This is a genomic window from Acinetobacter sp. GXMZU3951 (genome assembly GCF_054457875.1).
On sequence record NZ_JBTLFO010000009.1, the window covers coordinates 32,015 to 53,105 of the forward strand.

Genomic DNA, 21,091 nt, shown 5'->3' on the forward strand with positions numbered 1-21,091 from the left:
TGCAATAAAAAGGGGCTTTTAGCCCCTTTTCAACACCAATTAAGCAAAAATTTAGAAAGTCACTCGACGATACTGACGATATTCAGGCTTCCAGAAATTCGCTTCAATCGCCTCATGCAGCAACTCATCACTGATCATTGGCGCTACACCCGCCTCCATCGCTGCTTTTGCAACTTTAAAGGCAATAATTTTAGACACCTGCTGAATATCATTAATATCTGGCAGTAAATCTGCATCAGGGTTTGTTAATTTAGGTGAGCAGTCCGCCAAGGCATTACTCGATGCCATCAGCATGCTGTCAGTTACTCGGGTTGCACCCGACGCCACCACACCCAAACCAATCCCTGGGAAAATATACGAGTTATTACATTGCGAAATCTGATAAATTTTGCCTTGATAATTCACAGGTGCAAAAGGACTACCTGTGGCAATTAAGGCACGTCCTTCGGTCCACTCAACAATATCAGCAGGCACTGCTTCTACACGTGAGGTTGGATTCGATAACGGCAAGACAATTGGCGACGCACAATTGCTGGCTAAAGTCTTGATCACTTCTTCAGTAAATAATCCCGGTTGACCTGAAACCCCAATTAATACCGTTGGTTTAGCCTGCTTTACCACATCCAATAAAGAAATGTGCTCTTCAACATTACCCCAAGCTGCAATCACTTCAGGTTTTTGTGCCAACTTTCGCTGGAAGTCTAGCAAGTTCGGCTGATTTTCTGTAATCAAACCAAAGCGATCCACCATAAACACGCGGGCACGCGCTTCAGCCTCAGTAAGACCTTCAGCCATCATTTGTGCCACGATTTGTTCTGCAATACCACAGCCTGCCGAACCCGCACCCAAGAAGGTAATGATCTGGTCTTTTAACTGTTTACCCGCAGCACGTGAGGCCGCAATCAAACTACCAACGGAAACCGCAGCAGTGCCTTGAATATCATCATTAAAGCAGCACACTTGATCACGATATTTATTCAATAAAGGCATGGCATTATTTTGGGCGAAATCTTCAAACTGAATCAGTGCTTTTGGCCAACGACGTTTAATTGCCGCCATCACTTCATCCACAAAGCTATAGTACGCTTCACCACTGATTCGTGGCTGACTCCAGCCCATATAAATCGGGTCATTCAACAGTTGTTGGTTATTGGTGCCCACATCAATCGTAATCGGTAAGGTATACGCTGGGCTAATTCCGCCACATGCGGTATAGAGCGAAAGCTTACCAATCGGGATGCCCATGCCACCAATACCCTGGTCACCTAAGCCTAAAATACGCTCGCCATCGGTGATCACAATCACTTTGACATTCTTTTTATTTACATTATGCAAAATATCATCAATGTGGGCGCGATCTGGGTAAGAAATAAAAATACCACGGTGACGGCGATAAATATCCGAGAAGCGTTGACATGCTTCACCCACTGTTGGGGTGTAAATAATTGGCATCATCTCGCTGAGATGATTTTCAATCAGATGATAAAACAGGGTTTCATTGGTGTCTTGAATATTGCGCAGGTAAATGTGCTTATTGATCTCATCATTAAATGCACAATATTGCTGATACGAGCGTTGGCTTTGCTCTTCAATCGATTCAATCACATGTGGAACCAAGCCATGTAGGTTAAAGCGAGTGCGTTCTTCTTCTGTAAATGCCGAACCTTTATTTAACAGCGGGAGTTCTAACAGGGTGTTTCCAGCATATGGGATGTATAAAGGGTGTTTCGTCTTCAATTCTGCAGTTGTCATAACCAGTCTCAGTGCGCGCAATTTGCTCAATCAAATTGCAATTCGTCATCAAATTCTCTTCGATTCGCTGAATAGATTAGCCCTATTTTCCCAAGAGTGTATATTTAGATACGTGATAGTAGTATGAAGATAATTTCGCTATTAAATAAAGATTTTTTTATCGTTTTTAACTATTAAAAAATGAAACAGAAAAATCAAATCTTGCGAATAATAAAACAAAATAAAGCAAATTCAGCCTATTAATCCCGAATAAACAAAAAATTTGATAGAGTTTAAAACGATTATTTAGTTTCCAACCCTGTATTCCATGCACTTTACTTAGTATTTTTTAAATTAATAATAAAAAAGCAGGAATATTAAAATATTATAAATAAAAACAATAATTTATGTAATTTTTAGACCATTGGCTAATTTATTCGGTGTTTTGACGCTTATTTCGGTGGCTGGTTCGGAGGCATCTCGACAAACACGCCTGTGAGTCTGCGCACCAACGGCAACATCAGCAATACCACTGGATAAGCAATTGCCCATGACATCATCCATGTAGAAAACCAAAGGGACAAAAAGGTATCACTCCAACCCAAATTACGTAACATATTAATGAAAGAGATAATACCGCTCATAAGACAGGACAGAAAAAATGGCATGACCCAGCCCACAAACTTTGCAGGTAGCTTGGGAATGTTCCCAATAATTTTAGCTCGATCATGCGCCATCTGATTCATCCAAGATATTGTATTCATTCACTATGCCATAATTTGTCTGATCTGTGGCAAGCATTCTGGTAAAATTTGCCGCAGCGCTGCTGCTGGGTAAAAAACATTCTCTACAAAGGACTCACCTAAACAGCCTGAAATTTGCTATATTTGCTGTTTTTCTGCGACATTTATTTTCGACTCTATGAACACGGCAATACAAGCAGCGCTCGATCATGCAGTGCAATCCCTTCAAGCGGAAGGCGTACTCCCATCTGACTGGAACAACAACAGCAATTTGACGCGTACTAAAGACCGAAGCCACGGGGATTTCGCATCGAATATCGCCATGATTGGTGCTAAAGCTGCGGGTATGAAGCCACGTGACTTGGCCGAAAAAATTCTGGTATGTTTACCAGAAGTGGCTGATATCAGCAAAGCAGAAATTGCAGGTCCCGGCTTTATCAACTTTTTCTTAAATGCAGACCAGCGTTTCGCAGTGCTCGATCAAATCCAAGCGCAAAGTGCGCAATTTGGTCGCACCCAAGCCAACGCAGAAAAGCGCATTCAAGTCGAATTTGTTTCTGCAAACCCAACATCTAGCCTGCATGTAGGCCATGGTCGTGGTGCAGCATACGGCATGACTGTAGCCAACTTGCTTGAAGCCACAGGTGCAACTGTTGATCGCGAATACTATGTAAATGATGCTGGTCGTCAAATGGACATTTTAGCGACTTCAACCTATTTGCGTTACCTTGAGCTGATGGGTCAGGAATTGGTTTTCCCTAAAAATGCATACCAAGGCGACTATGTGAAAGAAATCGCCCAAAGCATTATTGATCAAGATGGCAATGCTTATGTCCACCCTGTCGCGGATGTCTATAAAGATGTGCCTGAAGATGTACAGTATGCCGAAGAACTGGATGCCGAAGGCAATAAAGTCGTGCTTTCTGGCGACAAAGAAAAGCATATTGATGGCTTGATCTTTAATGCACAACAATTGACGGGCGAAGGCTATCGCGTTTTCCATCAAGCGGCACTCAAAGCCATTTTGGATGACATTAAAGACGACCTTGGCGAATTTGGGGTAACCTTCAATCAATGGTTCAGCGAAGCATCTCTGACTGAAAAAATTGATGAAGCCCTTCAAACTCTTGATCAACGTGGCTTCCTCTACGAAAAAGACGGCAACATCTGGTTCAAATCAACTGAGTTTGGCGATGAAAAAGACCGCGTAGTGAAACGTCGTAACGGTCAAACGACCTATTTCGCTTCTGACATTGCCTACCACCTGAACAAATTACAACGTGGTTATACGGACCTGATTGATATCTGGGGTTCGGACCACCACGGTTATATCTCTCGCGTGAAAGCCGCGATTGATGCTATGGGCTATGACTCGAAAAAACTGACCGTCCTGTTGGTGCAGTTTGTGAGCTTATGGCGCAGCGGTGAAATGGTGCAAATGTCCTCGCGTTCAGGTCAATTCGTGACTTTGCGTGACCTACGTAAAGAAGTCGGTAACGATGCAGCACGTTTCTACTATGTGATGCGCAAATCGGAACAACACATTGACTTTGACTTAGACCTTGCCGTTTCACAAAGCAAAGACAATGCCGTGTACTACATTCAATATGCCCATGCACGTATCTGCCGTATGCTAGAAAAAGCCGCGGCAACAGGCGTCAATTTCAGCGCCGCAACTGCACGTCAATTTGCCCATAAACTCGACCTCGAAGCGGAAACCGAAGTTCTGGCGAAATTGGCGGCTTATCCGGAAATCGTGCTCCGCGCGGCCAATGCTTATGAACCGCATCAAGTGGGTAACTACTTGAAAGAATTGGCAGCTTTATTCCATGGCTGGTATAATGAGCACAAAGTACTGAATGATGATGCTGAACTTACACAAGCACGTCTATTGCTTTCAGTAAACGTACAACAAGTATTACGCAATGGTTTAGAATTATTAGGTGTATCTGCACCTGAAGCCATGTAAGTGAATTTTTACATGGCACAATGATCTCGGGCTTCTGCCCGAGTCGCCATGTGAAAATGACAAAAAGAGGAATTTCCACGTGTTTGGAAAAACGCAACGCGGTGTCTCAGAACGACCAAACAAACCGAAAAAACCCCTGATTCCTGCGTGGTTGGGAACCCTTGTGGTCATTCTAATCGTCTTAAGTTTTGCCGTTGCTTTAATGCTGTGGAAACCGTGGGCTCCCGTACAGCCTAAAAATCAGGTGAGCTCTGAGCATTATCAGGAAGAAACCAATAAGGATTATCGTTTTTACGATTTGCTGCCGCAACAGCAAGTGACTCCAATTCCTGAACAGGCTATTCCTGAAACGAAAGATCAAAGTACCGTGGTGATTGTGGAAGCTCCTCAGCCTGAACAAGCGGCAAGCGCTGCAAACTCAGCTGACGCCCAATTGAGTACCACCCCGACGGAACACGTCAGCAGTTATATTCTACAGGTTCGTAGCTATCCAGATCCTGACAGTGCAGACGCACGTCGTGCTGAAATTATTCTCAATGGATTATCGGCCGATGTCGTGAAAACTGTTGAAGGTGGAAAAACCTGGTATCGAGTTGTTTCGGGTCCCTATGATTCGCAGGAAGCTGCTGTGATTGCACAGCAAACTTTGCAGCATAGCGGGATCGATTCGATTGTGGTGAAACGCTAAAAGTCATAAAAAAAGATGCTTCGGCATCTTTTTTTATGTCTCATCAACGGCCAAATTATGCCGCACAGCTTTGCTCTTTATGCTTGGCACGCGCATAAGCGGGTCGAGCCGCAATGCGCTGAATAAAAGCCTGAATATTCGGATAGCGCCCTTGCGTCCTCGACAGCAATGCCTCTAAGGGAAAACTCATTTGAATGTCGGCAAAAGAAAACTCACCCGCAAAATAGTCATGTGATGCTAAATAGCTTTCCAAAAATTGGATGTGGTCTTTGAGTCGAGGTTGAATAAAAGCAGCTTTCACCCCATCGGTAATTTTTTGGGCAACTGGCTTAACCAGAAAAGGCACATGCTGAGTCACATTACTCATCACCAATTGCATGACCAAGAGCGGCATTAAAGACCCTTCGGCATAATGCATCCAGTAACGGTACTGCTGCTGTAGGGCTTGATCTTGTGGCTTGAACTGCTGCTGCGAATCATGCTGTTCTTGCAGGTACTCTAAAATGACCGCAGATTCAGCAATATTGCTCTCGCCATCCGTTAATACGGGGGCTTTACCCAAAGGATGTACCTGTTTTAATTTAGGGGGTGCTGCCAAAGTCGGTAGACGACGATAATACTGGATCTGGTAGCTCAGCTTTAGTTCTTCTAAAGCCCATAAAATACGAAAAGAGCGCGACTGCTCCAAATGATGCAAGGTAATCATATGCCTCAATATCCCAATAGGACGCCGTGAGCGCCTTCATTTCCTATCCTGCTTAACCTAATCCAATGCAATCAGCTGTGTGTCTATCTCTAGACTTCTTAACAAGGTCTTGGTCACAGGCGTTTTTGCACTAATTTCTAGAACTTTCTGCTGCAACTCTTGCGACAAAGGCTGCTGAAAAGACAAACGGCGTTCAATCCATTCTCTGCCTTCTTTATTGCTATGAAAATCAGCCTCTACGCTAAAAGCACCCAACTCAATTTGCTTATGCTGGGCATACATTCTTAACGTAATCATGGTACAAGAGACCAAACCTGAGCAAATAAAGTCATAAGGTGCAGCTCCCTGATCCTGCCCGCCAAACGAGGCTGGTTTGTCCGTGAGGAAATGATGGGTACCACTCGAAATCTCTCCGAGCCAATGCTCTGCTCGCGTACGCACTTGAGCCTGCGCAATAATGGTCATGTGTTTCTTCCTTAATTATTTGGATGCTTTCATTTTTTCTGGAAACACCGGTGCTTCAAGGCGTGGCCCATCATAATCCGGAATTGAGCCAAAACGCTCATCCTGATTTACCCACTGCTCGCGCGCTAGTTCCAACTCATCTTGTGTCCGTCCAACAAAATTCCACCACAATAAAATGGGTGATGCAAAAGGCTCTCCGCCCAGCAATAGAATGCGCGCGCCCTGATGCAGCTCAATCCTAATTTCTGTCACACCCGGTTCAAGTGCCAACATATTATCATCATTTAATTCGTGACCATTGACCACAACCGTACCTTCTAGCGCTAAAAAGCCATATTCAAATTTAGGATTTAAAGGTAACCGTGTCGCGGTTGCTTCTCGTGCCGTCATATCAACCCCCAACAGTTCAGTATGCACTTTTACTGGTGAGCGAGTCTGCAAAAACTCACCTACTAATACGGTAAATTCAACTTGATCCTGCTGAACTGTGGGCAATTCAGGGTAATGATCAAAACGTGGTGCCATATTCTGTTGATCATCAGGCAAGGCTATCCATAACTGTGCCGCATGCATATGGGTTTCAGTATCCGGTGCAACTTCAGTATGTGAAATACCATAGCCTGCTGTCATTAAATTGACCTGTTTGGGGCGTATCAGCTGCTTGGAGCCCAAACTGTCAGTATGCATCATGGTGCCTTCAATCATCCATGTAAAGGTTTGCAATCCCATATGTGGATGTGGCCCCACATCCAAACCCTCACCTTGCGGAAAGCTCACGGGACCTGCATGATCTAAAAAGCACCATGCGCCAATCATCCGTTTATGTCGGCTAGGCAATGCACGTTTAATAATCGTGCCTTGTCCAATTTCGGCAGAACGCAGGGGAAATTCCAACAACATTTGATTGATATACTTTTCACAGTCGTCTGAATCTGATAATTCAATATAATTACTATTGGTCATATTCTTATCCTAAATTTTTGTTTGACGCCCTCCATCAGCATAACGGCTACTGCGGAAAAAACTAGCACCTATTCAAATTTGGATGCAATCTTTGTCCAAAGAATAAAAATTCAATACAATAAAATACAACTGTCTATAGGATGAACCTCGATTATCCCCTAGAATAAGTAAAAATCTTGACAAGAATAAAGACGACTATCTACAGCATCATTTCAATGAAAAATGCACACTTTATATACAACACTAGGATTAGTGTTTATTATTTCATAAGAATACATTGTAGATACAATGGAGTAGCCTATGATTAAAGGAGGACATGGACAGACTGAATCGAGTCATAAGTATACTTCTGCAGCGCAAGATCGACATAAAATTCAACATGCACCTGAGCATAGTTATATCTTGCCCTCTCAATTATGTGAACCTGAGAATCGTATCCTCATTGCAAATGCCTTACAGGATCCAAATGCATTCATTCCTACCCAATTTCAGCAATGTTATTTCGACTATCAAAACGCCCATCAGCGTCGCCATTTAAGACAAATTAATTTTTTAGCACAACTCTCCTTTCTTTCTTATTTTTTTGCAGACTGGTTTTTACTGCCAGACATTGCCTATTTATCTGGTGTCGTGCGGGTAATGGCCGTCCTCGGTTTTATTCTGATTAACTGGGCGATGTTTAAATACTCGAAGAATATTCAGATCTTAGATTTGCTTCTGCCCCTGTCCAGTGCCTTTGCGGCCAGCGTTTGGTTCTGGCTCTTACATCAGTCCAGCAGCTCCAGTGTTTATTTCTATCAATATGCTTCAGTCATTTTTATTCTGTTGGGGTGCTTGTCGATTCAGGTGCGCTTTCGCCCCTCTGTGCTGACGGCCCTGCTGATCAGTGTTGTGATTATTTCCGGAGTGATGCAGATAAATAATTTGCATCAAACCATTATCTTTTTATTGGTATATGTGCCAATTCTGATTTTCAGCCTATACATTAGCTGGAACAACACTTTAAATGCACGACGCACATTTTTACGTTCGATGTTAGATGAGTGGGATCGACATATGCTACGTGAACTGGCACATACCGATGAACTCACACAACTCAATAACCGCCGCCAATTTGAATTCATCGCAGAACAAAAAATTCATCAATGGCCACAGTTTAAATCGATTTGCTTGCTGATGTTCGATGTTGATTTCTTCAAACGCATCAATGACAGTTATGGACACGATATTGGGGATCAGGTGTTGCAGAAAATTGCTGAAATTGCCCGCAAGGAAATGCGACGTGATGATGTGCTTGCCCGTTTCGGTGGCGAAGAGTTCGTCGCGCTCTTACCTGAAACAACGCTCGACGATGCCATGATGATTGCCACGCGATTAAGACAGAAAATTGAGGCGAATACGGTCTGTATTGGCAATAACATTAAACTCAATTTCACCATTTCGATTGGGGTTTCCCAGCTTAATCCCGAAGATATTGATTTGCATCTTTTAATCAAAGAAGCGGATGTTGCCTTATACCGTGCTAAACAGAATGGTCGTAATCAGGTGGTCAGCTTTGACCCTTTACCCAACGAAGCATAAGCAGGCCTTGTGCTTACACATAATCAACCCATCGGTTACTGCGGGGTGGACTGTTCTGCCAATGTCTGTTTTAAATGCTTCATAAACTGCCCAAACTGCGGCAAAAATTGTTGAAATAATGGATGTTGGCGATTTTCCAGTAGCGTTTCCCCAAATAACTTTAAGCCTACCGCAAAAGCTGCCGTAGCTTCCGCATCAAATAATTGAGCTTGCTGCATACGTGCAACAATCGCCAGAATATCGTCATGATTACCAACATTAAACGCTAATTTTTCGGTATAAGTAGAAGCTTGCCCTTTGGCATCGCAAAGATGTTCGAGCGTAATATGATATTGGTGCTGTTTCATTTTACAGTCCTTTAAATGAATCAATTTAAAACTCAACTTTGGGTTGTACATGTAAGATGAGCTCAACTTTGATCAGCTGCTGTTGCATGACATCAGCCAACTGATTCAAATAGTTGGATAAATCTTGATGTTCAAATGTCTCTACTTGCCCATTTTGCACATGTAAGATTTGAAATGGCGTCCGTTGTTGCCGTATCACAAAACTGGCTTTGGCACGCTGATGATATTGTCGCTGGATCAGCTTTGCCTGCTCTAACTCGGTCAGCACTCGGTATACTGTGGCCAAACTTAAGCCACTCTCTTGCTGTTGTAGTTGCAAATACAATTGCTCAGCACTACAGGCTGTTGTGGCATCTAGTAATTGCTGCAAAACTGAGCATCGGGCTAAAGAGACTTTTAAATGTGCCTGTTTCAATAATTCCTGACTTTGCATATCTGGCTTGATATCCTTAAAGTCGGCTGATGGCGACTGCCGCAGCATCAATCTGTTCTGCAATACGTCTGACCGTTTCTGCATCGACCGACTTGGTATGTAACTTTAAGCGTAGAGATGTTTTTAGATTTTCCATAGCACGATGAATATCTAGCAATTCATCTTGCGTTTGTATTTCTCGCTTGGTTTCTAATTTCTCTAATAGCTGCTGAATCACGGTTTGCTGTTCATTCAGATGTCCTTGCCCAGTCTCAGTAATATAAAACTGCTTACGCTCCCCATCTGTGAGCTTAACCTGCACAAAACCCATGTCTTCAAGATAGGTCAGCGTTGGATAAATGGTACCTGCACTCGGACTATAGCCCCCACCGACTAACTCGCTAATGTCTTTAATCAGTTCATAGCCATGTTTAGGAGCTTGGGCAATCAGATACAAAACCAGCAGCTTCATCCGCCCTGCTTCAAATAAGCGACCACGACGTCCGCCATGCGGGCGTTCTGAATGATGGGAGTACAACTCGTAGTCATGATGAGAACCATGTTTCATAATGATTGCTCGCTTTAATGGTGAATTTATAATTATTAAGATATATCTTTATATATCTTAAAGCAACAACTGTTCTTGTGGATACCTTAAAGATCCTGACTTTTGATGGACGTTATTTTTTGTTCAGAACAAAAAAATTAAGCAATAAAAAAGGACGCTGACGCGTCCTTTTTTAAATCATTCTATTCTGCCGCGAGCACAGCTCTTGGCGTAATTCAGGCAAGAAGCTTCGCTTCTTGAAATCCCTGAATTACTCCCACTCAATCGTTGCTGGTGGCTTAGATGACACGTCATAAACAACACGTGAAACATCTTTAATTTCATTCATAATACGCGTAGAGATCTTGTCGACCAACTCATACGGTAAGTGTGCGAAACGTGCAGTCATAAAGTCCACAGTTTCAACGGCACGAAGTGCAACTACCCATGCATAACGGCGGCCATCACCCACTACACCCACAGATTTCACAGGTTGGAATACCGCAAAGGCTTGCGCAGTTTTGTCATACCAACCGCTTGCACGCAATTCTTGCATGAAGATGTCATCAGCAAGACGAAGAATATCGGCATATTCTTTTTTCACTTCACCCAAAATACGCACGCCCAAACCTGGACCTGGGAATGGATGACGATAGATCATGCTGTGTGGTAAACCTAACGTGGTACCCAATTTACGCACTTCATCTTTAAACAAGTCACGTAACGGTTCAACCAAGTCAAAGGCTAAATCTTCTGGTAAACCACCCACATTGTGGTGTGATTTAATCACGTGTGCTTTACCTTGTTTGCTCGCAGCAGATTCAATTACGTCTGGGTAAATTGTGCCTTGCGCCAAGAATTTCACGCCATCAAGTTTACGTGCTTCTTCAGCAAAAACTTCAATGAACTCGCGACCAATGATCTTACGTTTTTTCTCAGGATCAACTTCACCCGCCAACGCAGTCAAGAAACGCTCTTCAGCATCGGCACGGATCACACGGATACCCATGTTGTCTGCAAACATTTGCATCACTTGATCGCCTTCGTTTAAACGAAGTAAACCGTTGTCTACAAATACGCAAGTTAACTGATCGCCAATCGCTTTATGTAAAAGCGCAGCCACAACAGATGAATCCACACCACCCGACAAACCGAGTAGCACTTTTTCATCACCAATTTGTTGGCGAAGTTGTTCTACACGTAGGTCGATAATGTGTTCTGGTGTCCACAAACCGCCACAACCACAAATTTTGTGAACAAAGTTAGACAATAACTCTGCACCTTTTGCTGTGTGCGTAACTTCTGGATGGAACTGTACGCCGTAGAAACGACGGCTTTCATCAGACGCCGCAGCAAATGGACAGCTTGGTGTGCTTGCCGTCGTTGAGAAACCTTCCGGTAAACGGCTTACTTTGTCACCGTGGCTCATCCACACGTGTAATTGGTTTTCGCGGTCTTGAAGCTGGCCAATTAAATGGTCGCGCTGCTGAATATCAACTTCAGCATAACCGAATTCATGTACTGTACCCGCTTCAACCTTACCGCCTAGCTGTTCAGACATGGTTTGGAAACCATAGCAGATTCCCAGTACTGGCACGCCTAATTCAAAAACCACTTGCGGTGCGCGTGGGCTCCCTTCAACATGAACACTTTCAGGTCCACCCGATAAAATAATACCGTTTGGATTAAATGCACGGATGTCTTCTTCAGACATGTCGTAGGCATACATTTCAGAATATACACCCGCCTCGCGTACGCGACGTGCAATAAGCTGACTATATTGAGAGCCGAAATCCAAAATAAGGATACGATCTTCAGTAATTTGAGAATTGGTAGTCATGACAAACAACTATGATAGGCAAACGAATATAAGCGCCATATTCTAGCATTTTTCCAGTTATTAAGCACACTATTTGGACAACCAATAAATAAAAATATAAAACAAATACTTAAATAAAAAGCACCGAACGCTTCGGTGCTTTTTGTGTAGCACTGGATACAACTGTCCCTCTAGCAATCATGAGAGCTATTATTTTTCAAGTAGAGCATCTAGACTGAATTTGCCCGCACCATGCAGCATCAAGAAAAATAAGCCACCTGCCATGGCAAAGTTTTTCATAAAGTTAATCGCATCTTCAGCACCGCCGTGGAAAATGAATGCAGTAATAAGACTAAACACACCTAGGCCGAGTGCGGCAAAACGGGCTTGAAAACCCAATAACAGCGCCAAGCCGCCACCAAACTCAACCAAGATGGTGAGTGGCAATAATGCGCCCGGTACTCCCATGGCTTCCATATAACCCACCGTCGCACTATAGGCCGTCAATTTGCCCCAGCCTGCAACCAAAAAGATATACGCCAATAACACACGGGCAATCAAACTGAAGAGACTGTCGAGCGTAGGTTGAGCCACGATATTTTTCACAACAACATTGGGATTAAACATAATTGAACCTTTTCTTAATCTTGTGGATAGGCACAGCTTAGTTTTTGTTGATAATAGAATAAATATCCATTATTCAGACTTATCGTTTTAAATATGGAACGATAATCTGGCAAATTAATTACGTTTTAGTACTGACTTTCCCTATATGGACTGCTAGGATTTGGCTACATTTTCGCGATGTTTTACCCCATGGACCTCATTGATTTTATTTTACACGTAGATGACCATTTACTCGAATTTATTACAAATTATGGGGTATGGATTTACGCTATTTTATTTTTAATTATTTTTGTCGAAACCGGTTTGGTGGTCATGCCATTTTTACCTGGCGACAGTTTGCTATTTGCGGCAGGTGCCTTGGCGGCATCGACAGGTGCAATGGACCCTTGGGCATTGGGTGTTTTACTGTTTATTGCTGCGGTTTTAGGCGACACCTTAAACTATCACATCGGAAAATATATTGGACCTCGCGTATTTGAAATTGATTCACGCTTTATTAATAAACAGCACCTGATTAATACGCAAAAATTCTTTGAAAAACATGGCGGCAAAACCATTATTTTTGCCCGATTCGTGCCTTTTGCTCGTACTTTTGCCCCATTTGTGGCGGGTGCAGGACAAATGAACTATAAATTTTTCTTAAGCTATAATGTGATTGGGGCGTTTTGCTGGATCGCGTCTTTTATTACCTTGGGTTATTTATTTGGCAATATGCCAGTTGTAAAAGACAACTTCACGCATCTAATCTTTGGCATTATTATTATTAGTGTGCTACCTGGGATTATTGGTTTTGTACGACAAAAGCTTTCCCAAAAAGGAAAATGATGCTTTAAAAGAAGCGAATGACCACAGGTAACATACAAACAATCAATAACATTGCCGATCCTTTATATAAATGATCGGCTTTTATTTGCTTTAAATTTCCCGCCAAAAGGGCTTTTCCAAACACCATCCAAAATAAAGCCGCAGGAATCAAAATTAAGGCAAACAGCAGAAATACCAAACCTGCACTCAACGCACTATTCCACATTTCAGGCGGCAGAATACCTGCGGCAAAAAGCAAGGCTTTAGGGTTTTTCAAGGTCGAGACAAATAATTGGTGTGGACGAATATAGGGATGCTTCTGATTATGGGATGCCAGATGTACCGACTTCCATAAATGGAATGCCATCCAAAACACGTACAAGGCACTGAGGACATGCAGTAAGGTAATTAAATGCGGCCAAACAGGACTAGTCAAATGAATGAACAGCGACCAAAGACTAATCGCATAAATATAGCCCAGTAACTCCGCAGGAATAAGCAGACTGGCTTTAAGTACCCCTTGTTGATGTGCAGAGCTTGCCAGTAATGCGTTCGTGGGTCCCGGAATGAGAAACACCGCAATCATCGCAAATACAAATAGCCAACTCTCAATCATAAAAACCTATCATTCCACACCCAAAGTGTTGCACACCTTATATGAAAGCTGCCCTGCAGAACAAGCCAAACCCACTCCCCATTGAGAACCGATAGGTTTAATTCAATCCTATAAAAAACACTAAAACACTGTTTAAATTATATTTTTATTGAAATATTTTGAAAAATATTTCTCACTCTATCCGACCAAAAGCCAGCAGACAGAGTGAAAAATACTCGTAGATTATGATTGATTCACGACCTGAATAGGACAGTTTTTAAACTGGGCGGCTTGCACTACGGCTTCTTGCTGCCCCATTAAACGTGAAATTTCAGTTTTTTTGGTGTTTGAAGATTGCCCCATATTTAAAGAAACACTCGGACCAAAGCCCCAACCGCCACCACTGCTCCAACCACCACCCAATCCAACATCGACCCCGACTCCAGTACGTTTTGCTGTCGACACGCCCTGATCTAAATATTGTTGAATACGGTCATACTCTGCCTGTAATTGTTGACAGTTTAAAGACTGGTATTGTGTCGGCGAAACATAGGTCGGCTTTACTGTAGTCGCACATGCTGTCAGCAATACACTACTCGCAGCAAGCATAGACAAAGCAATTTTTTTCATAACTTTTCTCAATCTTATTTTTGCTCAATTTCATTGAACAATGAAAGATAGGCCTGCGTCAATTTGTGATCTTTCGCCAAATGAATTAAAGGTTGATTTTGATGATGGGATTCTTTCATCAGGACTGAAGGTGGCAACATATTTTCCAATACAGGCAGACCTTCATCTTTCAACTGTTGTACCACTTCTCGCGGCAACTTGGCTTGTGCCTGATATTGATTCACCACAATGCCTTCAATCTCAAGCTGATCATTGTGGTCATCTTGGGTTTCAATCACATTTTCAATTAGGCTTTGTAAGGCACGCTTAGAAAACACATCACAATCAAACGGAATTAGCACGCGATCTGCAGCAATCAATGCCGACAAGGTAAAGAAGTTAAATGCTGGCGGGGTATCAATGTACACGCGGTCATATTTACCTTCCAGCAACTTTAAAGCATCGCGCAATTTATAGATTTTATGTTTGGCTTCCAAAGCATAAGCCAAAGCACCCAGACTCGGACTTGCCGGAATCACATCCAACTGTTTAAACGGGGTTTGATGCACATAACTTTCCAGACCTTTGGCACGATTTTTCAGTAAAGATCCGATAGCATTGCCCAATAGTCCTGCCTTGCTTTGTACTGAGCCCAGCACTTCTTCAAAATAATTTTCAATATTGGGTTCGAGTGCAGGTTTATCGACCGAATACGTCGCATCATCGCCCAATAAATATTGACTGGAGTTGGCTTGTGGATCCAAATCAATCACCAATGTTTTCAATCCCTGATGCGCACTAATCGCAGCCAAATTCACTGTAATACTCGACTTGCCTACGCCACCTTTCTGATTAAATACCACACGTGTCCGCATATTCCCCCTCCCTCAATTTTTATTACTTGTCAATCCGCAGTGTAATCGATCGTTTTTTTATCACTGTAGAAAATGTCTGACAATTAGCCAAAATTTGGCTGAATCATCACTAACCCCAAGATGGCGATAAACGCTACGACCGCTAAGAATAGCCCTGCACGGCGCTGCGCCAAGACAATTTGATCCTGCTTTATATACGCCTTGCTTAATGAAGATAAAAGCACTAAGAACAGAATAATTTTGGCATAAAACCAAGACTGTACCTCAAAATCTTTTATGACCAATAAGGCGATACCCGTGACCACCAAGAGCGTCATGGCGCTATGTTGTAAGGCGACCAATACAGTTCGGGCAGAAGGGTTGGGCAAATTCCCTTCAGTTCCTGAAAACAAGGTTCGAGCGCGCAGTAAAATCACTACAGCAGCGAAGAACACTGCAACCCAATGCAACATTGATACCATTTGAGCATCCATAATGACCCAATTTCCTTAAGTTTTAGGTGCATGGGCACATTCTGGACTGCTGGTATCCTGTCCCTGCCACTCCGATTCGACAAAAGCATGAATTGCTAAAGCATGAATCCGGCTCGGTGCCAATAAATCCCCTACAGCCGCATAGATTTTTTGATGACGTTGCACTAAACGTAAGCCGTCAAAGGCTTCACTGACAATGACCACTTTAAAATGCGATTCTTTACCAGGGAAATAGCCGCCATGTCCTGAAGACTCATTCACGATTTCTAAATAAGTCGGAGCCAGTTGCTGTAAGCGGTCTCGAAGTTGTAATTCTAAGCTCATGATGATCTGCCTTAATCTTTTCACTTTCTTACAGTATAGCGGTTCTGCCCGATGGTTTTGTATTCTGAACTTGCTTTTCGCGCTGCAAGCCCGATTTTTTAGAAAATTTGGCATAAAATGCTTTTATTTTATGCAATTGATACAAGTTTTTTCAGAAACATATTGACCGTATTTTTTCATACTGTATTATACACGGCATGCGGGAATAGCTCAGTTGGTAGAGCACAACCTTGCCAAGGTTGGGGTCGCGAGTTCGAGTCTCGTTTCCCGCTCCAAATCATTTTTTAGTGTAAGTTTTAGCAAAAACTGCTCAATATGCGGGAATAGCTCAGTTGGTAGAGCACAACCTTGCCAAGGTTGGGGTCGCGAGTTCGAGTCTCGTTTCCCGCTCCAGATTCTAAAAAGCCCTAGTCGAAAGATTAGGGTTTTTTTATGCTGTCAAAAAATGTACCCCATTCAAGACTTCACTCGCTGCTCAACAGCATCAACCGTCATGTCTTAAATGGCAAATAACTCAACCCGCCTTATCAACCCATACAAAAATGCTCCATGCCTGAACTTTCAGACATGGAGCAAAATCTGGTTTTAACAATGAAATGTCAGATTAGCGCACGGCTATTTTAGGATTGGAATTACCCCAAACGGTGTAGAGATCTGCAAGCAGTGCACCATTGTATTCTTCCAAATCACTTTGTTTCACGCTTTGATTGCCCTGTTGTCCGAACAGTACCACTTCATCACTGGCACGAATATCAGGAAAATCAGTCACATCCACCATAGTGGTATTCATGGAAGTACGCCCCACCACCGGTACTTTATGTCCGCGAATTAGCACATAAGCTTTATTACTAAACACACGGCGGTAGCCATCTGAATAGCCCATCGGCAAGTTCGCCAACAAAGAATCACGCTTTAAAGTGTAAGTTTGGTCATAGCCCACTGTTGTACCTTTTAAATAGGCATTTACAGTAGCGACTTGGGTTTTAAAGGTCATGAGCTTTTTATATTCCACGCGGTCTGGAATACTATCGCCATAAATGACCCCACCAGCACGGACCATATCTAAATGTGACTCTGGCACGGTTAAGGTGGCAAATGAATTGGCGGTATGCAGGGTTAAATCTTCACGTTTTAATTTGGCTTTTTTAATCAGCCAATCTGTTTGCTGATTAAAGATTGCCAAATGCTCACGCACATACTTTTCATCTTCAACCGCATAATGCGTCATGATGCCCACCAGTTTTAGGTTCGGCAATTTGGTCATGTTCAACGCCTGCTGTTTACCGACTTCCGAGCTCATTTCCAAACCATTACGATCCATACCACCCGCATTCAAGCCTAAATGATAAGAGATGGTCACGCCTTGTTGTTTCGCCCATTGCGACACGCGCTGTGCCTGTTCGTAGTTACCAAACAACTCTTCAATTTGAAGAGATTTTGCATTCTGGATTTCTTTATCGGTTGCGGTACGTAATCTGAAAATCCGACCTTGATAACCCGATTGGCGAACCACAGCAGCTTCGGCATTACTGGTAATCCCCACACATGGTACTTTTAGTTTGATAATGCTCGGCATCAGCAATTGAATACCATGCCCATAAGCATCAGCTTTCATTACAGCGCAAATCTGACTTTTATCCTGCAATTGCTGCTGTAAAGTCTGAATATTCTGCTCAAAAGACTGAACATTAATTTCCATCCAAGCATTGGCTTGCGGTGCCGTGGTTTCAGTCGCAGAAATTTGCGCTGTCAGCATCGGTGCCGCCATGGTACTGCTCATATTCAGCAGCCCTGCCCCCAACATACAAGTTAATAATGTTACTTTTTTCAAGATAAGTCCCTCTTCATGATTATAAAAAAGAGAGGGCAGAATACCCTCTCTCACGCTACATTAATTATTTTCTGGCATTTCTTCATGTTCTACACGGCGACCATGTTCTAAAATCCAGGTACGCTCTGTGTTTTTGCGGTTACGGCGCTTATAAGCAATCCATAGTCCGATAAACCAAAATGGTGAAACGAACAATGAAATACGCGTATATTCATCAAGACATAGAATCGCGACCACAAACACCATAAATACAATCCCGAACCAGCTCATAAAAATCCCCGCAGGCATTTTATAAACCGACTGCGCATGCAAATCAGGACGTTTTTTACGATACGCCAAATACGATGCGAGGATCATACCAAAGGCAAACACGGTCAAAATTGAGGTCAATGACGTCACGATATTAAATGCAGACATGACATTTGGCGTAACAAACAAAATCAATGTGCCGATAAATACACAAATCATCGAACACAACAGTGCTTGTACAGGTACTTTGCCTTTGGACAAGGTTTTAAAACGTTGCGGTGCATCTTTTTCAACCGCCAAACCATACAACATACGGCTGGTCGCAAAAATACCACTATTTGCCGAAGACATCGCTGAAGTCATGACCACAAAGTTCACCACCGCAGCAGCAGCTGTCAGCCCTACCAGTTGGAACATGGCAACAAATGGACTTTGACCTGGGTCAACTTGCTTCCAAGAGGTCACACAAATGATGACGATTAAGGCACCCACATAGAACAACAGAATGCGCAAAGGAATTGAGTTTATGGCTTTCGGTAATGATTTTTCAGGATTTTTAGTTTCTGCTGCGGTTGTACCAACCAATTCAATCCCCAAGAAGGCAAACACCGCCATTTGGAAACCCGCCAAGAAACCGGTCACACCATGCGGTAAAAATGCATCTGGATCAGTCAAATGCGAAACTGATGCCTTAACCCCATTCGGTGATGTAAAGCCCATGACCACCAAGCTTATACCTAAGATTAAAAAGGCCACAATCGCAACAATCTTGATCATGGCAAACCAGAATTCGGTTTCACCAAACATTTTGACGGTTAATAAGTTCAGAATGGTCAAAATACTGATCGTCGCCAAAGCAGGCAACCACACCGGTATATCTGGATACCAGAACTGCATATAACCGCCAATTGCGATGATATCGGCAATCGCAGTGATGACCCAACTGAGCCAGTAAGTCCAGCCTAAAAAGTAGCCCGCCCATGGACCTAAGTAATCGGTGGCAAAATCGACAAATGACTTATAGTTGGTGTTGGAAAGTAATAACTCTCCCATGGCACGCATTACAAAAAATAAGACAAAACCAACGATCATATAAGTCAAAATGACTGAGGTTCCAGAGTTGGCAATGGTTTGCCCCGAACCCATAAATAGACCTGTACCGATGGCTCCACCGATCGCAATCATTTGAATATGTCGATTGCTGAGTGAGCGTTCTAGTTTTTCGTCCTCAACCGCCTCGTAATGATGTCCACCCAGTAAATCACCCTCAAGGGCTTCTGGCGACTTATTGAGATTCTTTCCATTCATCATGTTTGTTACTCCAATTTACAGTGAATCACTGTACATCATGTTTGTTACTCCAATTTACAGTGAATCACTGTAAATATGGGACTGCGATTAAAATAAAATCCGTTTTAATCCCAATCCAAAATTAAGCTACTGTTATCTTTCAATAACATTAATTTCTATGTTCAAAACTTGCCATTTACCTGTCAGACAAATACACAGCAAGTACTACATAGCTTGCAAATCCTATGCTAGCAATCTTAATTTTATGTTAAAAATCAATGATTTAGCTAATGCACAATACGAGTTTACCCAATGTCATAAGCGCACTTATGATCATTGGGTAATAAAAAGGCATACATATCTTTTTCAATATCCATATATTCAATTCCATTGAAAACTAATCAAACGACTTAAGTTCTATAAACCACCATCATCATCTTGAATAAAATCGATGCAAATCATCACACTTAAACCTCAGTTAACATCAAGCCGGCTCTTAAGCCTTTTTTCACTTGGGTATTCGGGAATAAAATCCAAACTTGTTCGGGTGCAACTACATAGGGTTTGCCTTGTTGTAATGCAATCACTGTATTGGATTCAAATACCGAGAAATTCGGGGCAGAATCGGCAAGATTAAGCTGAAAATCATCTTCAGTTTTGATAATTGATTCGACGACACGAAAGCTTTTGATTGGCTGTTTGTGGCGTGTCGGCAAAGGCTGTTCACTGACCACGGCACGCAGCACTTGATTAATGGCGGCAAAAGCCGATAAATCATTTTGACCAAAAGGTTTGGCATGACCCAGTTCGAGGGTTGAACTGGAGGCATGAAATCTTGAACTGGTGTAATGGGTAAAAGTACGACCTGCGGCATTGTGATACACCAAGGCATCCAATTCTGCAGACTCAAGGCATGCCAACATGCCCGCATCATACGCATGGGTTTGATACGGGAATAACGCGAAGGTCGGCATTATAGAGGGACGAATTGCAGTGTGCAAATCATAATGATAACGCTTCACCTGCGCTGGGCATGCCGTGAAAAACTCTGCCACGATCTGTTCTAATTCAGCAACACGCTTGGCTTCAAAGGTTACTGCAAACTGCTTGTGTGCACCACAGAACATGCGATTCATATCATTTTCAACATAGCGTTGACCTGAACGTATCGCGACAGGATTGCCCAAAACCAACAACAGGCGAACCTGTAATGGCAGTGCCCCAGAAAAAATATCCTGGCTGATCTGCGCCAACAACTCGATTGGCGCAGTTTCATTGCCATGTACACCTGCGGAAAGCACGATGGCTTTGCTATAAGTATGTTTTGGAGTAAAACAAAGTACGCCCTCAGCCAGCCATTCCCAGCTAAAATCGTCCTGTTCACCACGCGTCACTGTCGGTAGGTTTTGCTCTAAAACACCACTTAAAAAATCCATCATTTGC

The 21,091-nt window shown here is 42.8% G+C and carries 22 protein-coding genes and 2 tRNA genes; 6 read left to right on the forward strand and 18 right to left on the reverse strand.

The genetic code is table 11. The features are described 5' to 3' along the window. Positions 1-51: 51 nt before the first annotated feature. Together ACX17N_RS13400 and ACX17N_RS13405 are read right to left on the reverse strand one after the other, a co-directional pair. Complete coding sequence (locus ACX17N_RS13400) at positions 52-1,752, reverse strand: NAD-dependent malic enzyme (protein WP_458893069.1); 1,701 nt, start codon at positions 1,750-1,752, stop codon at positions 52-54. A gap of 431 nt (positions 1,753-2,183) precedes the next feature. Continuing rightward, on the reverse strand, positions 2,184-2,468 hold the full coding sequence (locus ACX17N_RS13405) for a DUF2798 domain-containing protein (protein WP_458893182.1): 285 nt from the start codon (positions 2,466-2,468) through the stop codon (positions 2,184-2,186). 184 nt (positions 2,469-2,652) lie between these two features. On the opposite strand from ACX17N_RS13405, the gene argS reads away from it, so the two are divergent. Next, positions 2,653-4,443 carry an arginine--tRNA ligase gene (argS, locus tag ACX17N_RS13410; protein ID WP_458893070.1) on the forward strand — a complete coding sequence of 597 codons (1,791 nt, stop codon included), beginning with the start codon at positions 2,653-2,655 and terminating at the stop codon, positions 4,441-4,443. Positions 4,444-4,522: 79 nt separating this feature from the next. Next, positions 4,523-5,131 (forward strand): SPOR domain-containing protein, encoded by a 609-nt coding sequence (locus ACX17N_RS13415; protein WP_458893071.1) that lies wholly within the window; start codon positions 4,523-4,525, stop codon positions 5,129-5,131. Between the two features lie 55 nt (positions 5,132-5,186). On the opposite strand, the gene ACX17N_RS13420 is transcribed toward ACX17N_RS13415, so the two are convergent. From ACX17N_RS13420 to ACX17N_RS13430, 3 genes are read right to left on the reverse strand one after another with little or no spacing between them, the layout of a single operon-like run. Next, a complete protein-coding gene (locus ACX17N_RS13420; RefSeq protein WP_458893072.1) occupies positions 5,187-5,837 on the reverse strand; it encodes a glutathione S-transferase in 651 nt (216 codons plus the stop codon). Positions 5,838-5,894: 57 nt separating this feature from the next. Then, positions 5,895-6,302 (reverse strand): OsmC family protein, encoded by a 408-nt coding sequence (locus ACX17N_RS13425; RefSeq protein WP_458893073.1) that lies wholly within the window; start codon positions 6,300-6,302, stop codon positions 5,895-5,897. 15 nt (positions 6,303-6,317) lie between these two features. Continuing rightward, a complete protein-coding gene (locus ACX17N_RS13430) occupies positions 6,318-7,265 on the reverse strand; it encodes a pirin family protein (protein WP_458893074.1) in 948 nt (315 codons plus the stop codon). 300 nt (positions 7,266-7,565) lie between these two features. On the opposite strand from ACX17N_RS13430, the gene ACX17N_RS13435 reads away from it, so the two are divergent. After that, a complete protein-coding gene (locus tag ACX17N_RS13435) occupies positions 7,566-8,846 on the forward strand; it encodes a GGDEF domain-containing protein (protein ID WP_458893075.1) in 1,281 nt (426 codons plus the stop codon). Positions 8,847-8,881: 35 nt separating this feature from the next. On the opposite strand, the gene ACX17N_RS13440 is transcribed toward ACX17N_RS13435, so the two are convergent. From ACX17N_RS13440 to ACX17N_RS13460, 5 genes are all read right to left on the reverse strand, one after another. Next, on the reverse strand, positions 8,882-9,193 hold the full coding sequence (locus ACX17N_RS13440; RefSeq protein ID WP_458893076.1) for a DUF3861 domain-containing protein: 312 nt from the start codon (positions 9,191-9,193) through the stop codon (positions 8,882-8,884). A 25-nt stretch (positions 9,194-9,218) separates the two neighbouring features. After that, positions 9,219-9,674 carry a transcriptional repressor gene (locus ACX17N_RS13445; RefSeq protein ID WP_458893077.1) on the reverse strand — a complete coding sequence of 152 codons (456 nt, stop codon included), beginning with the start codon at positions 9,672-9,674 and terminating at the stop codon, positions 9,219-9,221. After that, entirely contained in the window at positions 9,643-10,173 is a 531-nt protein-coding gene (locus ACX17N_RS13450) for a PadR family transcriptional regulator (RefSeq protein ID WP_458893078.1), read from the reverse strand. Before ACX17N_RS13450 ends, ACX17N_RS13445 begins: the two co-directional genes overlap by 32 nt. Positions 10,174-10,423: 250 nt before the next feature. Continuing rightward, entirely contained in the window at positions 10,424-11,992 is a 1,569-nt protein-coding gene (gene guaA / locus ACX17N_RS13455; protein ID WP_458893079.1) for a glutamine-hydrolyzing GMP synthase, read from the reverse strand. Positions 11,993-12,181: 189 nt separating this feature from the next. After that, entirely contained in the window at positions 12,182-12,598 is a 417-nt protein-coding gene (locus ACX17N_RS13460; protein WP_458893080.1) for a DoxX family protein, read from the reverse strand. Positions 12,599-12,787: 189 nt separating this feature from the next. On the opposite strand from ACX17N_RS13460, the gene ACX17N_RS13465 reads away from it, so the two are divergent. After that, positions 12,788-13,423, forward strand: a complete 636-nt coding sequence (locus ACX17N_RS13465) for a DedA family protein (protein WP_458893081.1) — start codon at positions 12,788-12,790, stop codon at positions 13,421-13,423. 4 nt (positions 13,424-13,427) lie between these two features. Here the strand turns inward: ACX17N_RS13465 and ACX17N_RS13470 are convergent, their stop codons facing one another. The 5 genes from ACX17N_RS13470 to ACX17N_RS13490 form a co-directional block, all read right to left on the reverse strand. Beyond that, a complete protein-coding gene (locus ACX17N_RS13470) occupies positions 13,428-14,018 on the reverse strand; it encodes a LysE family translocator (RefSeq protein WP_458893082.1) in 591 nt (196 codons plus the stop codon). A gap of 222 nt (positions 14,019-14,240) precedes the next feature. Continuing rightward, positions 14,241-14,627: a hypothetical protein gene (locus ACX17N_RS13475; RefSeq protein ID WP_458893083.1), complete on the reverse strand. Its 387-nt coding sequence runs from the start codon at positions 14,625-14,627 to the stop codon at positions 14,241-14,243. Between the two features lie 14 nt (positions 14,628-14,641). Beyond that, a complete protein-coding gene (locus ACX17N_RS13480) occupies positions 14,642-15,481 on the reverse strand; it encodes a ParA family protein (protein ID WP_458893084.1) in 840 nt (279 codons plus the stop codon). A gap of 83 nt (positions 15,482-15,564) precedes the next feature. Beyond that, complete coding sequence (locus ACX17N_RS13485; protein ID WP_458893085.1) at positions 15,565-15,954, reverse strand: SirB2 family protein; 390 nt, start codon at positions 15,952-15,954, stop codon at positions 15,565-15,567. 15 nt (positions 15,955-15,969) lie between these two features. Continuing rightward, positions 15,970-16,278, reverse strand: a complete 309-nt coding sequence (locus ACX17N_RS13490; RefSeq protein WP_458893086.1) for a BolA family protein — start codon at positions 16,276-16,278, stop codon at positions 15,970-15,972. Positions 16,279-16,477: 199 nt separating this feature from the next. Between ACX17N_RS13490 and ACX17N_RS13495 the strand changes: the two genes are divergently transcribed. Continuing rightward, a tRNA-Gly gene (locus ACX17N_RS13495) sits at positions 16,478-16,553 on the forward strand. Positions 16,554-16,595: 42 nt separating this feature from the next. Beyond that, positions 16,596-16,671 (forward strand) — tRNA-Gly (locus ACX17N_RS13500). Positions 16,672-16,882: 211 nt separating this feature from the next. On the opposite strand, the gene alr is transcribed toward ACX17N_RS13500, so the two are convergent. From alr to astE, 3 genes are all read right to left on the reverse strand, one after another. Continuing rightward, positions 16,883-18,109, reverse strand: coding sequence for an alanine racemase (alr, locus tag ACX17N_RS13505; protein ID WP_458893087.1), 1,227 nt, complete (start codon positions 18,107-18,109; stop codon positions 16,883-16,885). Positions 18,110-18,169: 60 nt separating this feature from the next. Then, positions 18,170-19,669: an amino acid permease gene (locus tag ACX17N_RS13510; RefSeq protein ID WP_458893088.1), complete on the reverse strand. Its 1,500-nt coding sequence runs from the start codon at positions 19,667-19,669 to the stop codon at positions 18,170-18,172. A gap of 446 nt (positions 19,670-20,115) precedes the next feature. Continuing rightward, positions 20,116-21,087, reverse strand: a complete 972-nt coding sequence (gene astE, locus ACX17N_RS13515) for a succinylglutamate desuccinylase (RefSeq protein ID WP_458893089.1) — start codon at positions 21,085-21,087, stop codon at positions 20,116-20,118. Positions 21,088-21,091 lie beyond the last annotated feature (4 nt).

Bases quoted from the DNA above. Each gene is read 5' to 3' on its own strand.
- ACX17N_RS13400 (WP_458893069.1), bottom strand. From the start codon at position 1,752: ATGACAACTGCAGAATTGAAGACGAAACACCCTTTATACATCCCATAT.
- ACX17N_RS13405 (WP_458893182.1), bottom strand. From the start codon at position 2,468: ATGGCGCATGATCGAGCTAAAATTATTGGGAACATTCCCAAGCTACCT.
- argS (WP_458893070.1), top strand. From the start codon at position 2,653: ATGAACACGGCAATACAAGCAGCGCTCGATCATGCAGTGCAATCCCTT.
- ACX17N_RS13420 (WP_458893072.1), bottom strand. From the start codon at position 5,837: ATGATTACCTTGCATCATTTGGAGCAGTCGCGCTCTTTTCGTATTTTA.
- ACX17N_RS13425 (WP_458893073.1), bottom strand. From the start codon at position 6,302: ATGACCATTATTGCGCAGGCTCAAGTGCGTACGCGAGCAGAGCATTGG.
- ACX17N_RS13430 (WP_458893074.1), bottom strand. From the start codon at position 7,265: ATGACCAATAGTAATTATATTGAATTATCAGATTCAGACGACTGTGAA.
- ACX17N_RS13435 (WP_458893075.1), top strand. From the start codon at position 7,566: ATGATTAAAGGAGGACATGGACAGACTGAATCGAGTCATAAGTATACT.
- ACX17N_RS13440 (WP_458893076.1), bottom strand. From the start codon at position 9,193: ATGAAACAGCACCAATATCATATTACGCTCGAACATCTTTGCGATGCC.
- ACX17N_RS13445 (WP_458893077.1), bottom strand. From the start codon at position 9,674: ATGCTGCGGCAGTCGCCATCAGCCGACTTTAAGGATATCAAGCCAGAT.
- ACX17N_RS13450 (WP_458893078.1), bottom strand. From the start codon at position 10,173: ATGAAACATGGTTCTCATCATGACTACGAGTTGTACTCCCATCATTCA.
- guaA (WP_458893079.1), bottom strand. From the start codon at position 11,992: ATGACTACCAATTCTCAAATTACTGAAGATCGTATCCTTATTTTGGAT.
- ACX17N_RS13460 (WP_458893080.1), bottom strand. From the start codon at position 12,598: ATGTTTAATCCCAATGTTGTTGTGAAAAATATCGTGGCTCAACCTACG.
- ACX17N_RS13465 (WP_458893081.1), top strand. From the start codon at position 12,788: ATGGACCTCATTGATTTTATTTTACACGTAGATGACCATTTACTCGAA.
- ACX17N_RS13470 (WP_458893082.1), bottom strand. From the start codon at position 14,018: ATGATTGAGAGTTGGCTATTTGTATTTGCGATGATTGCGGTGTTTCTC.
- ACX17N_RS13475 (WP_458893083.1), bottom strand. From the start codon at position 14,627: ATGAAAAAAATTGCTTTGTCTATGCTTGCTGCGAGTAGTGTATTGCTG.
- ACX17N_RS13480 (WP_458893084.1), bottom strand. From the start codon at position 15,481: ATGCGGACACGTGTGGTATTTAATCAGAAAGGTGGCGTAGGCAAGTCG.
- ACX17N_RS13485 (WP_458893085.1), bottom strand. From the start codon at position 15,954: ATGGATGCTCAAATGGTATCAATGTTGCATTGGGTTGCAGTGTTCTTC.
- ACX17N_RS13490 (WP_458893086.1), bottom strand. From the start codon at position 16,278: ATGAGCTTAGAATTACAACTTCGAGACCGCTTACAGCAACTGGCTCCG.
- ACX17N_RS13510 (WP_458893088.1), bottom strand. From the start codon at position 19,669: ATGATGAATGGAAAGAATCTCAATAAGTCGCCAGAAGCCCTTGAGGGT.
- astE (WP_458893089.1), bottom strand. From the start codon at position 21,087: ATGATGGATTTTTTAAGTGGTGTTTTAGAGCAAAACCTACCGACAGTG.